Origin of the sequence: Staphylococcus sp. FSL H8-0121, assembly GCF_038008425.1 — a bacterium.
In the GTDB taxonomy this organism is placed as follows: Bacteria; Bacillota; Bacilli; order Staphylococcales; family Staphylococcaceae; genus Staphylococcus; species Staphylococcus pasteuri.
In genome coordinates this window covers 57,182-69,156 of the sequence record NZ_JBBOZB010000002.1, presented here as the reverse complement: position 1 = coordinate 69,156, position 11,975 = coordinate 57,182, and the positions used below count along the sequence as shown (strand labels likewise).

The window sequence follows — 11,975 nt, the reverse complement described above, 5'->3', positions numbered from 1 at the left end:
TTATGTTAGGAGATTTTTATATCACTAACAATTGATTAACATATACAACGAGAGTAATGGAGGTGTAGTAATGCCGCTGTTTTTAAAACCTATTTTTCATGAAAAATTATGGGGTGGTAATAAATTAGAATCATTTGGGTACAATCTTCCTAGCAAACATATTGGAGAATGCTGGGGTATTTCAGCACATCCCAATGGTACCAATGAAATTACCAATGGTCTTTATGCAGGCCAAACATTAGATAAAGTATGGGCAGAGCATCGAGAATTATTCGGTGAATTTCCAAGTATAGATTTTCCATTGCTCGCAAAGATAGTAGATGCTGAATCGCCTTTATCTATTCACGTACATCCAGATGATTCATATGCTTATGAACATGAAAATGGCCAATATGGTAAATCAGAGTGTTGGTACATTATTGATGCGGAAGAAGGCTCTGAAATTGTTTTAGGCACAACTGCAGAATCTAAAGAAGTTTTTCAACAACAACTAGAACAAGGAACATTTGAAAATGATTTAAAGAAAGTAACAGTTAAGCCTGGCGAATTTTATTTTGTACCAGCTGGAACACTTCATAGTATAGGATCAGGAATTATTGCATATGAAGTGATGCAGTCATCCGATATATCCTATCGTATTTATGATTATAAAAGAGCCAAACATACAGGCGAGTCTAGAGAGTTAAATATACAAAAAGCTTTAGATGTGATGGAATTTAATAGTGATTTACCTAATATTATTCCAGAAAAAGAAATTATAGAAAGTCACCAATGTACGCATATTGTATCTAATGATTTCTTTACTATAGTAAAATGGGAAATTTCTGGCACATTAAATTATATGAAACCACGTGAATTTTGCTTAGTTTCAGTAATTGAAGGCGAAGGTAAACTTATTACAGATGGTGAAGTATTTAATATACAAAAAGGAAGTCATTTTGTATTAACTTCAGAAGATCTCGATAATATATTTGAAGGAGATTTTTCTTTAATTATTAGTTATATATAAACTTATATATTTAATACAAAGGATGTTCATAATTATGAAACAATTTATATATATTTCTTTATTATGTGGTGTCATTTCAGGTGCAGGTGTGTTTTTTAATATGCCACATTATCCATCATTTATAATACCGAGAATAGTTGCTATTGTGGGAGTTATTAGTGCTATTCTTACAATTCGAGACAAAGAAAGTAGTTTTATGCTATCAATAGGCGGCATAATGATTAATTTGTTACCATTATTAGGCTCATTCCTACCTACACATTAAATAGCATAATAATTTTTATTGATAGTATACACATGCGCAGACTAATGATAAGTGTCATTGGTCTGTTTTTTAATAAAATATGTGAAAATAGTTGTAGTAGCGTCGTTTTGTTAGATATAATAAGGTAATTACAAAAACTTATTTTACATATAATAAGGTGAGGAGATTCGTGATGACAGAAGAAATTAATTACTTTTGGTTAAATTGTGGTTATAATAGGTGGAATCATAATGAACCTTTAGTAGGTCAAACGACATTATTTGAATCAGGTGCGCAATTTAATCCAACTCAAGGATATAGAGCATTTAAAAAAGCTAAAGCTGGAGACCAAGTCATTTTTTATCAAGTTCAAACTGATACAGGGCTACTTGGTGTTGGTGAAATCATTAGTGTCCAAGCTGGCGCCCAAAATAAAATTAGAGTTGAATTTCGTTTTAATGAAGTACTAAAACCTTTAACAACTGATTATTTAAAACGAAGCGAAGCGTTAGATTTTCGTATGAGTAATATGAAAGAAACGTTATTTAATCAAATTAGAAAAGAAGAATTTGATTTAATCATTCAACTTGGAAAAGGCGAAACAAAAATACCGCGTTATTTCTTTATGTCTGAAACTGAAGATTTTGAACCTGGTAAAAATTATACTATTTTTACTCACACATATAATGGCATTAAAAGAAATGGATATCATTTTTACACACAATTAGAAGTTGGAGATAATGTAATTATTTACAATAAATACCAAAACCAATCTGTTATAGGTATTGGTGAGGTTTCTAGACACATACATGAAAAGCCACCAATTCCTGGTAGAACTAATAGTACGGCAATTGAAATCATGTTTGGTAAACATATTACGCCAATTTCATTGAGTTATTTAAATAAACACCCTAAACTTAAAAACTTATATTTTCTTCAAGAAAATGCAAAACAAGCTATTGCAAGTATGTCACAAGTACAATATGACGCTATTTTAGAAATGAGCGATAATAATGGTATTAAAAATCCATTTGAAACTGTAGAAAAATCTCATTTATTAGAAGAAAACCAACAAGAAAATACACTTAAACCATTTATTTTATTAGTAGTTGATAAAAAAGAAGAAGGCTTAAAAGCCGCTAATGATTTATTACAAAAAACAAATGCTAATCCTATCATTACAACAGGCCATCCGGATTTTAGTGAAGATATGCTATACGGTAAGTATTTACCTAATGAAAGTGGCGCTTTATATTATCGTGAAGGTTTTATAACTCAAAATATGCCTAAAAAAGATAAAAGTTACCTTGTTATTGATAACTTTAATAGAATCGATCCAGATATATTCCAAACATATATTAACGTACTAGAAGGTTATGAAGTAACATTGCCTAGATATAATAAAGAAGGTAATATGATTAAATGGTCTAAAGACAAAGACTCATTTTATCATTTTAACCCGAATTGGCATATTATAGGTGTCACATACGACACTTTAGAAGAAATACAAGAGAAATATACACAACAATTCTTAAAATATACTAGAATTGTGAAGGTTAACCAAGATTAATAATAAGTTGATTTTATGAAGTCGTTCAACTATTGCCATTCAAGTTATGTAACGGTAATTAGTAGATTTTCATAAAATCAACTTATTTTTTGTATATGAAAGGCTTAATTTGGTTTATAAATTTTCAAATAGGAAAAATGAATAATGAGAAAGTAAGGAGTGGTGTTTAATATGGCAATTATTTATTATGATGGCAATTGTGTATATTGTTATAACTATGCAATATGGCTAATCCAAAATGGATTATCACATAAATACGAATTTGCTACTTTAGAAGGTGACTATGGTCAAAAATTATTTGATAAACATCCAGAAGCAAAAAATAGAAATAGTGTGATAGTTCTAGATGGTGATCATTTGGAATATCAATCAACAGCAATAGCATCATTAATTACATCTCTACCAAATCAGTATAAATTGTTAGGTGTACTATTGCGTATTATTCCTAAACCAATTAGGAATTTCGGTTATCAATTATTTGCAAATAATAGAGATAAAATGTGGAAGACACATTGGCATAAACCAAATGATTATGAGGCATCATTCTTTTTAGATAATAATCAAAAGATTAAATTAGTTAATTCTCAATTATAAACGACTAATTGAGAATGAAAATATTAGTTAAATTAAAAATAAATGTATTTTCAGTTTTTAAATATGTTTTATTGGGGTAATATAAATGTGAAAGGTTTATGAACTAGATTAGAATTATTATAAATTAAAGTGTCATATTCCTTTACAGATTATAATAATTCTAATATAATGTATGTATAATCAATAAAACGATAACTCAAAGGAGCGTATATTAATATGGCAAATAATCAAGAAGTAGTAAAAGAATTAAATCAACAAGTTGCAAACTGGACTGTAGCGTATACTAAACTTCACAATTTCCATTGGTATGTAAAAGGACCTAACTTCTTCTCATTACATGTTAAATTTGAAGAACTATATAATGAAGCAGCACAATATGTTGACGATTTAGCAGAACGTATTTTAGCAGTAGGCGGTAACCCTGTTGGTACTATGAAAGAAAGTTTAGATATGTCAATTATTGATGAAGCAGGAAAAGGTTATGCTGCTGAACAAATGGTAGAAGAATTATCTAAAGACTTCACAAACATTTCTAATCAATTAGAAAAAGCTATAAAAGTTGCTGGTGAAGCTGGTGACGATGTTTCTGAAGATATGTTTATCGGTATGCAAACTTCAGTAGATAAACATAATTGGATGTTACAATCTTACCTTGGTAAATAATGACGATTAAGAAAAGCATGGTTTGACGATGAACTATGCTTTTTAATATTAAACTAATAATAGTAATATTCTTGAGGTTATAAAAAGAGATTAAGTGTTATCTATGAAAGACATCACTTAATCTCTATTTTTTTATGTTTTAATTATTCGGCAATTTCAAGTGCTATTTCCATCATTTGAGTAAATGAAGTTTGACGTTCTTCAGCTGTTGTAGCTTCATCTCTTAAAATGTGGTCACTAACAGTAAATACGCCTAATGCTTTTTTGCCAGCATGAATAGCATTTAAATATAAACCTGCTGATTCCATTTCAATACCTAAAATGCCCATTTTCTTCCATGCATCATTAAATTTATCATCTGCATTATAGAATGTGTCTGATGATAATACGTTACCAACATGTGATACAGCACCAATTTTGTCAGCTGCTTGTTTGGCTTTAGTAACTAAATCAAAGTCAGCAATCGGCGCAAAATGACCTGGAATGTGATACTGATCTACATAATTTGAGTTAGTTGAAGCGGCTTGTGCAATGATGACATCATATAAATTAACGTTTTCTTGCAAGGCACCACATGAACCTACACGAATGATTGTTTCAACATCAAAGAAATTGAATAATTCATAAGAATAAATTCCAATGCTAGGAATACCCATACCAGAACCCATTACTGAAATTTCTTTTCCTTTATAAGTTCCTGTGTATCCAAACATATTACGTACTTCATTAAATTGTCCAACATTTTCTAAAAAGTTATCTGCAATATATTTTGCACGAAGAGGATCTCCGGGCATTAATACAGTTTTAGCGATTTTTACTCCATTTGGTTGAATATGAGGTGTACCATTTGTCATTTGTCATCTTCTCCTTAATTACTTAATCATATTTAAGATAACATTTGTTTAATTTTTTTGCTAATTTTTGTACTATATATATGAAGGGTATGTTTATTGAATACATTCGCTTAACATAGAAAAATATAGAGTTTGTATTCAATGTAAATAAGTGAGGAGGACCTTTTAATGAATTATGCAAAATTTATAGATCATACACAATTAAAGCCTGAATCAACACGTGAACAAATTGATAAAATTATTAATGAAGCAAAAGAATATGGCTTCAAATCGATTTGTGTAAATCCAACACATGTTAAGTATTCAGCTGAACAATTAAAAGGAACTGACGTACTCGTTTGTACGGTAATTGGCTTTCCACTTGGTGCATCAACTAAAGAAGTAAAAGCGTTTGAAACTAAAAATGCCATTGAAAATGGTGCTTCTGAAATAGACATGGTTATTAATATTGGTGCATTAAAAGATGGTCGATTAGATGAAGTAAAGGATGATATTGAAAGTGTTGTAAAAGCATCAAATAGTAAAACAGTAAAAGTCATAATTGAAACTGTATTATTATCTGATGAAGAAAAAGTAACAGCTTGCAAAATTGCAAAAGAAGCTGGTGCAGACTTTGTAAAAACATCTACTGGTTTTGCTGGTGGAGGCGCTACAGCTTCTGATGTTAAATTAATGAAAGATACTGTAGGAGAAGCATTAGAAGTAAAAGCATCTGGTGGCGTTCGAAATTTAGAAGATTTTAATAATATGCTAGAAGCTGGTGCTACACGTATTGGAGCTAGTGCTGGTGTACAAATTATCCAAGGCTTAGAGTCTGATTCAAACTATTAAATCATTTCAGCAAAGTAAATCATATTAAATCAAGAAACAACCATCTAAAAGGAGGCTTTGTTTATGAGAATGATAGATATAATTGAAAAGAAACGTGACGGGTATGCATTAACAAAAGAAGAAATAGACTTTTTCATTAAAGGTTATACGAATGGCGATATTCCTGATTATCAAGCATCTAGTTTGGCAATGGCTATTTTCTTCCAAGATATGACTGAAGAAGAACGTGCAAATTTAACTATGGCTATGGTAAATTCAGGCGATGTCATTGATTTATCAAATATTGATGGAATTAAAGTAGATAAGCATTCAACAGGTGGTGTTGGTGATACTACTACACTAGTATTAGCTCCTTTAGTGGCTTCAGTAGGTGTACCAGTCGCGAAAATGAGTGGACGAGGATTAGGACATACTGGTGGTACAATTGATAAACTTGAATCAGCAAAAGGTTTCCATGTTGAATTATCAGAAGATGAATTTGTTAAACTTGTTAATGAAAACCAAGTAACCGTTATGGGACAATCGGGTAATTTGACTCCTGCAGATAAAAAATTATATGCATTAAGAGATGTCACAGGAACAGTCAACTCTATTCCTTTAATAGCATCTTCTATAATGAGTAAGAAAATTGCGGCTGGTGCCGATGCAATAGTTTTAGATGTTAAAATTGGTAGCGGCGCATTCATGAAAACGATTGAAGATGCAGAAGCTTTAGCCCATGCTATGGTACGAATTGGAAATAATGTAGGTAGAAATACGATGGCAATTATTTCAGACATGAGCCAGCCACTGGGTAATGCTATTGGTAATGGTTTAGAATTAAAAGAGGCTATTGAAACATTAAAAGGTCAAGGTCCAGATGACTTAACGGAATTAGTACTTACTCTAGGATCACAAATGGTAGTACTTGCTAAACAAGCATCAACACTTGATGAAGCACGTGAATATCTAACACAATCTATTGAATCCGGTAAAGCATTGGAAAAATTTAAATCATTTATTAGTAATCAGGGTGGCGATGCTTCTATTGTCGATCATCCAGAAAATCTTGCTAATGCAAAATTTAAAATTGATTACGCTGCAAAACAAGATGGCTATATAACAGAAATGATTGCAAATGAGATAGGTGTTGCATCAATGATGTTAGGTGCCGGTAGACAGACTAAAGAAGATGTGATTGATTTAAGTGTTGGCATAGTATTAAATAAAAAAGTTGGCGACAAAGTCAAAGCCGGTGAATCTATATTGACGATTCATAGTAATAAAGAAAATATTGATGATATATTTGATAAATTGAATGAAAGTATTAGAATTGATAGTGAAAGTCATACACCAACATTAATTCACAAAATAATTACGGAGTAGGAGATGTAAATAATGACTACACCATTTAAAAGGGTTCATCTTATTGTAATGGACTCGGTAGGTATAGGAGAAGGACCTGACGCTGCAGCATTTAATGATGAAGGCTCACACACTTTAAAACATACACTTGAAGGATTTAATCAGTCATTACCTAACTTAGAAAAATTAGGTCTTGGCAATATTGATTCTTTACCAGTTGTCTCTAAAGTTGACCAACCACAAGCTTTTTACACAAAGTTAAGTGAAGCATCAGTTGGAAAAGATACAATGACTGGTCATTGGGAAATTATGGGATTAAATATTATGCAACCATTTAAAGTATATCCTAATGGATTTCCAGATGAATTAGTTGAAGAAATAGAAAGAATGACTGGTCGTAAGGTTGTTGCCAATAGACCCGCTTCAGGTACACAAATCATTGATGAGTGGGGAGAACACCAAATGAAAACTGGCGATTTAATCGTCTATACTAGTGCAGACCCAGTACTTCAAATTGCTGCACATGAAGATATTATCCCACTTGAAGAACTATACGATATTTGTGAAAAGGTTAGAGAATTAACAAAAGATCCTAAATATTTAATCGGTAGAATTATAGCACGTCCATATGTTGGTGAACCAGGTAACTTTACACGTACCTCTAATCGACATGACTATGCATTAAAACCATTTGGTAAAACTGTTATGAATTCATTGAAAGAAAACAATTACGATGTTATCGCTATCGGTAAAATTAATGATATTTATGATGGTGAAGGCGTTACAGAAGCTATTCGTACTAAAAGTAATATGGACGGTATGGATCAATTAATAAATGTAGTTAAAAAAGATTTCAATGGTATAAGCTTTTTAAATTTAGTTGACTTTGATGCGCTTTATGGACATCGACGCGATAAACCAGGTTATGCTCAAGCGATTAAAGACTTCGACGAAAGATTACCTGAACTCATCGAAAATTTAAATGAAGATGATTTAGTTATTATAACAGCAGATCATGGTAATGACCCAACAGCAGACGGCACAGACCATACGAGAGAATATATACCAGTATTAATGTTTAGTCCAAAAATTAAGGACTATCATGAATTACCAGGTGATACAACATTTAGCTCAATTGGGGCTACAATTGCAGATAATTTCAACGTAGAATTACCCGAATATGGAAAAAGTTATTTAAAAGAAATGGGAGTGGAACACGAATGAAATTATTAAGATGGACTTTAGGTTTAGTATTTGGATCAGCAGGTGTACTACATTTTACACATGAAAGAAATTTTAGAACGATTGTTCCTGATTATTTACCATTACAAAAGACAGCGGTTCTTGTCACTGGTGTATTTGAAATATTCTTTGGTGTAGCTTTATTAATTAAACGCCCAGCAAGTTGGTTGAAAAAAGGTATTAATTTATTCCTATTAGCAGTTTTACCAGCTAATGTTTATATGGCTAGAAAGAAATTACCACTAGGAGATAAACAAGTACCAGCATGGGCTTTATGGTTAAGACTACCTCTACAATTCGTTATTATGGGGTTAGTTAAAAAATTATAATAATAGCAATATGTAAAAAAAGACGTTATCCATTTTAGGATAACGTCTTTTCTTTATGATTAAGTTTATTATTTACCTTCTCCAAATACATCATGCCATTGGTCACGTTTATCTAAGAATGCTTGTGCAATTTCTTTTGCACCTTCAAGTGAATGGCTTGCAGCCCAACCACATTGAACTTCATTACATGCAGGAACTTCAGTTGCATTTAAAACATCGTTTAATGTTTTTTCAACTATGTTTAATACATCATCATAATCATCGTGATTAATGAATGATACATAGAAACCAGTTTGACAACCCATTGGACTTAAATCAACAACTTTATCTGTATGATTTCTAATATTTTCAGCCATTAAATGTTCTAAAGAATGTAATCCAGGCATTTCCATATGATCTTTATTTGGTTGTTTGAAGCGAATATCATATTTATTAATTTTATCGCCATTTAAGCCTTCCATAGTACCTGCTAATCTAATAAATGGTGCTACCACTTTAGTGTGATCTAAATTGAAACTTTCTACGTTCATTTTTGCCATTATATTACCCTCCTTGAATATACGTACAAACTCATTTAATGAATAACTAAATTGTAACAATACTATTTTGTTTTTACAATTTTAAGGTAAGAATGATTAATGGTTAAATTACAAGTTTGAATTGTAAGAAAATTGTGTAAACATTAATAAATGTAATGACATTTAAAAGTAAATCCGATAAAATGAGTAATAATTAATTGAACGATAAAGTTTATGGGTATCTTTAGAAAGATAGTGGATTAGTAGAATGGGAGTTAGGTAATATGAGCGAAAAGCAAAATATATTAGATTATATTGAAAATAATAAATACGAATATGTAGAAATGAGTCATCGCATACATGAAAGACCAGAACTAGGAAATGAAGAAATTTTTGCATCTAGAACATTGATTGATACATTAAAAGCAAATGGTTTTGAAATCGAAACTGATATTGCAGGACATGCTACAGGTTTTATAGCAACATATGAATCTGATAAAGAGGGCCCAGTGATTGGTTTCTTAGCAGAATATGATGCGTTACCCGGTTTAGGACATGCTTGCGGTCACAATATTATAGGAACTGCAAGTACATTAGGTGGTATTGCTTTAAAACAAGTTATTGATCATATAGGTGGTTCTGTAGTTGTTTTAGGTTGCCCAGCAGAAGAAGGTGGGGAGAATGGTAGTGCCAAAGCCTCTTACGTTAAAGCAGGCATTATAGATGATATTGATATTGCTTTAATGGTACATCCTGGCAACGAAACTTATAGAACGATTAATACACTTGCAGTAGATGTATTAGATGTGAAATTTTACGGAAAAAGCGCGCATGCATCTGAAAATGCAGATGAAGCACTTAATGCATTAGATGCAATGATTTCTTATTTCAATGGTGTAGCGCAACTTAGACAACATATTAAAAAAAGTCAGCGTGTTCATGGTGTGATTTTAGATGGCGGTAAAGCTGCCAATATCATCCCTGACTTTACACATGCACGATTTTATACAAGAGCTACTTCAAGAAAAGAGCTAGACGTATTAACTGAAAAGGTTAAACAAATTGCACGTGGAGCTGCTATTCAAACGGGTTGCGACTATGAATTTGGTCCTATTCAAAATGGAGTGAATGAACTTATTAAATCTCCTAAATTAGATGATTTATTTGAGAAATACGCAACTGAAATGGGAGAAGCGGTCATTGATGATGATTTTGGTTATGGTTCTACAGATACTGGTAATGTCAGCCATGTAGTTCCAACAATACATCCCCATATTAAAATTGGTTCTAGAAATCTTGTAGGTCATACGCATCGTTTTAGAGAAGCGGCAGCAAGTTTACAAGGGGATCAAGCATTAATTAAAGGGGCAAAAATTATGGCATTAATGGGTTTAGAATTAATAAATGATACGTCGTTATTCAATGAAATTGTTGAAGAACATCATCATATGAAGGGACATGTGAAATAATGAGTGAAAATGTATATAGTCCAAAATTAACTTTAAGTGATTTATACCAAGATAATGTAGTATATACTTCTAGACCTTCATACATTTCTAACCCATGGCTTAAACCTGATGAACATCAGTCTAATTTTTTAACAGGACGAGAATTACTTATTGCGAATCAGTTTCCAGTTATAGTACATGAAGCAAGTGTAACTGATAAGCTAGAGAAATTATTTGAAGAGGTAGGAAAACGTATTCCACCAAGTATTTATAAGTTTAGTGATCAACAAACATATGAATCATTAATTAAAAAATTAGCACATGAAGTAGGAAAAAAGATTTATTTTCAATATATACATGACGAAGATGTACTTGAAAAATCATACTACGCTTTAAACAAAGATGTATTTGTAGCTTTGAATAATAAAGCAAGAATACCAGAATGGACGAATGGTAAATATCTTCCTCAAAGAGAAATTATACCTATAGAGCAATTCGATGAAGCTATAGAACATTGGAATTATCCATTTGTTATTAAACCGGGAGACGATTTACCAACTGCTGGTGGATACGGAGTGATGATCTGTTATAATAATCAAGATTTAGCTAAGGCTAAAAAACGTATTAAAGATGCAACTGAAGCTACAGAACAATTAATCATTGAACAAAAAATTGAAGCTGTTCAAAATTACTGTGTTCAATTTGCTTATTCAGAAGATATAGGGATTCAATATTTAGGAACAGCTAGACAATTAACCAATGAATATGGCTTTTATAATGGTAATGAAAACGTTGAAGATGTACCACAACACGTCATTGATGCTGGTAGAGAGATTATGTCAATAGGAGTAAGTTTAGGTTTCTTCGGTGTGGCAGGGTTTGACTTGTTATTAGATGAACATAATGATGTTTACGCAATAGATTTAAACTTTAGACAAAATGGTTCTACTAGTATGTTATTACTAGCTGATGAATTAACTAATGGATACCATAAATTTTATAGTTACTTTTCTGATGGTAATAATGACCATTTCTTTAACACCATTCTTAAATACGTGAAAAAAGGTGTATTATATCCGTTATCTTATTACGATGGTGACTGGTATGGCGTCAATAAAGTCAATTCAAGATTTGGATGTATATGGCATGGTAAAGATAAAGCATATATTCAACAAATGGAAGAAGCATTTTTAAATGATTTAAAAGTTAAATAAAATAGCGACCCTTGAATTTTAAGTACAATAGCTTAATTTTCAAGGGTATTTTATAAAAAAGAAACACTAATAATATCATTAATTAGTATAAATGATTAATCCAATCAATGAATAA

General features: G+C 31.4%; 13 protein-coding genes. 11 read left to right on the top strand and 2 right to left on the bottom strand.

Annotated features, from left to right (window positions below):
* Positions 1 to 70 precede the first annotated feature (70 nt).
* The 5 genes from LFT63_RS05740 to LFT63_RS05720 all read left to right on the top strand — a co-directional run bounded on the left by LFT63_RS05740 (position 71) and on the right by LFT63_RS05720 (position 4,080).
* Complete coding sequence (locus tag LFT63_RS05740; protein WP_340768267.1) at positions 71 to 1,009, top strand: type I phosphomannose isomerase catalytic subunit; 939 nt, start codon at positions 71 to 73, stop codon at positions 1,007 to 1,009.
* A 34-nt stretch (positions 1,010 to 1,043) separates the two neighbouring features.
* Positions 1,044 to 1,274: a hypothetical protein gene (locus LFT63_RS05735; RefSeq protein ID WP_029056165.1), complete on the top strand. Its 231-nt coding sequence runs from the start codon at positions 1,044 to 1,046 to the stop codon at positions 1,272 to 1,274.
* A gap of 172 nt (positions 1,275 to 1,446) precedes the next feature.
* Positions 1,447 to 2,823 (top strand): EVE domain-containing protein, encoded by a 1,377-nt coding sequence (locus tag LFT63_RS05730; RefSeq protein ID WP_340768265.1) that lies wholly within the window; start codon positions 1,447 to 1,449, stop codon positions 2,821 to 2,823.
* A 171-nt stretch (positions 2,824 to 2,994) separates the two neighbouring features.
* The gene (locus LFT63_RS05725; RefSeq protein ID WP_029056167.1) at positions 2,995 to 3,417 is read left to right on the top strand and encodes a thiol-disulfide oxidoreductase DCC family protein; all 423 of its coding nucleotides are present in this window, start codon (positions 2,995 to 2,997) and stop codon (positions 3,415 to 3,417) included.
* A gap of 216 nt (positions 3,418 to 3,633) precedes the next feature.
* The gene (locus LFT63_RS05720) at positions 3,634 to 4,080 is read left to right on the top strand and encodes a Dps family protein (RefSeq protein ID WP_017636802.1); all 447 of its coding nucleotides are present in this window, start codon (positions 3,634 to 3,636) and stop codon (positions 4,078 to 4,080) included.
* A 143-nt stretch (positions 4,081 to 4,223) separates the two neighbouring features.
* Here LFT63_RS05720 and deoD read toward each other — a convergent pair whose 3' ends face one another.
* The gene (gene deoD, locus LFT63_RS05715; protein WP_326003234.1) at positions 4,224 to 4,934 is read right to left on the bottom strand and encodes a purine-nucleoside phosphorylase; all 711 of its coding nucleotides are present in this window, start codon (positions 4,932 to 4,934) and stop codon (positions 4,224 to 4,226) included.
* Between the two features lie 168 nt (positions 4,935 to 5,102).
* On the opposite strand from deoD, the gene deoC reads away from it, so the two are divergent.
* From deoC to LFT63_RS05695, 4 genes are all read left to right on the top strand, one after another.
* Positions 5,103 to 5,765 (top strand): deoxyribose-phosphate aldolase, encoded by a 663-nt coding sequence (deoC, locus tag LFT63_RS05710; RefSeq protein ID WP_029056169.1) that lies wholly within the window; start codon positions 5,103 to 5,105, stop codon positions 5,763 to 5,765.
* 63 nt (positions 5,766 to 5,828) lie between these two features.
* Positions 5,829 to 7,130, top strand: a complete 1,302-nt coding sequence (locus LFT63_RS05705) for a pyrimidine-nucleoside phosphorylase (RefSeq protein ID WP_340768257.1) — start codon at positions 5,829 to 5,831, stop codon at positions 7,128 to 7,130.
* A 12-nt stretch (positions 7,131 to 7,142) separates the two neighbouring features.
* Positions 7,143 to 8,333, top strand: coding sequence for a phosphopentomutase (gene deoB / locus LFT63_RS05700; protein WP_017636798.1), 1,191 nt, complete (start codon positions 7,143 to 7,145; stop codon positions 8,331 to 8,333).
* Positions 8,330 to 8,680, top strand: a complete 351-nt coding sequence (locus LFT63_RS05695; RefSeq protein WP_017636797.1) for a DoxX family protein — start codon at positions 8,330 to 8,332, stop codon at positions 8,678 to 8,680. The genes deoB and LFT63_RS05695 overlap by 4 nt, the downstream gene beginning before the upstream one ends.
* Before the next feature lie 68 nt (positions 8,681 to 8,748).
* Here the strand turns inward: LFT63_RS05695 and LFT63_RS05690 are convergent, their stop codons facing one another.
* A complete protein-coding gene (locus LFT63_RS05690; RefSeq protein WP_017636796.1) occupies positions 8,749 to 9,219 on the bottom strand; it encodes an S-ribosylhomocysteine lyase in 471 nt (156 codons plus the stop codon).
* 263 nt (positions 9,220 to 9,482) lie between these two features.
* On the opposite strand from LFT63_RS05690, the gene LFT63_RS05685 reads away from it, so the two are divergent.
* Positions 9,483 to 10,667, top strand: coding sequence for a M20 family metallopeptidase (locus LFT63_RS05685; protein WP_017636795.1), 1,185 nt, complete (start codon positions 9,483 to 9,485; stop codon positions 10,665 to 10,667).
* Positions 10,667 to 11,860 (top strand): L-aspartate--L-methionine ligase LdmS, encoded by a 1,194-nt coding sequence (ldmS, locus tag LFT63_RS05680; protein WP_208970317.1) that lies wholly within the window; start codon positions 10,667 to 10,669, stop codon positions 11,858 to 11,860. The genes LFT63_RS05685 and ldmS overlap by 1 nt, the downstream gene beginning before the upstream one ends.
* Positions 11,861 to 11,975 lie beyond the last annotated feature (115 nt).

Bases quoted from the DNA above. Each gene is read 5' to 3' on its own strand.
- LFT63_RS05740 (WP_340768267.1), top strand. From the start codon at position 71: ATGCCGCTGTTTTTAAAACCTATTTTTCATGAAAAATTATGGGGTGGT.
- LFT63_RS05735 (WP_029056165.1), top strand. From the start codon at position 1,044: ATGAAACAATTTATATATATTTCTTTATTATGTGGTGTCATTTCAGGT.
- LFT63_RS05730 (WP_340768265.1), top strand. From the start codon at position 1,447: ATGACAGAAGAAATTAATTACTTTTGGTTAAATTGTGGTTATAATAGG.
- LFT63_RS05725 (WP_029056167.1), top strand. From the start codon at position 2,995: ATGGCAATTATTTATTATGATGGCAATTGTGTATATTGTTATAACTAT.
- LFT63_RS05720 (WP_017636802.1), top strand. From the start codon at position 3,634: ATGGCAAATAATCAAGAAGTAGTAAAAGAATTAAATCAACAAGTTGCA.
- deoD (WP_326003234.1), bottom strand. From the start codon at position 4,934: ATGACAAATGGTACACCTCATATTCAACCAAATGGAGTAAAAATCGCT.
- deoC (WP_029056169.1), top strand. From the start codon at position 5,103: ATGAATTATGCAAAATTTATAGATCATACACAATTAAAGCCTGAATCA.
- LFT63_RS05705 (WP_340768257.1), top strand. From the start codon at position 5,829: ATGAGAATGATAGATATAATTGAAAAGAAACGTGACGGGTATGCATTA.
- deoB (WP_017636798.1), top strand. From the start codon at position 7,143: ATGACTACACCATTTAAAAGGGTTCATCTTATTGTAATGGACTCGGTA.
- LFT63_RS05695 (WP_017636797.1), top strand. From the start codon at position 8,330: ATGAAATTATTAAGATGGACTTTAGGTTTAGTATTTGGATCAGCAGGT.
- LFT63_RS05690 (WP_017636796.1), bottom strand. From the start codon at position 9,219: ATGGCAAAAATGAACGTAGAAAGTTTCAATTTAGATCACACTAAAGTG.
- LFT63_RS05685 (WP_017636795.1), top strand. From the start codon at position 9,483: ATGAGCGAAAAGCAAAATATATTAGATTATATTGAAAATAATAAATAC.
- ldmS (WP_208970317.1), top strand. From the start codon at position 10,667: ATGAGTGAAAATGTATATAGTCCAAAATTAACTTTAAGTGATTTATAC.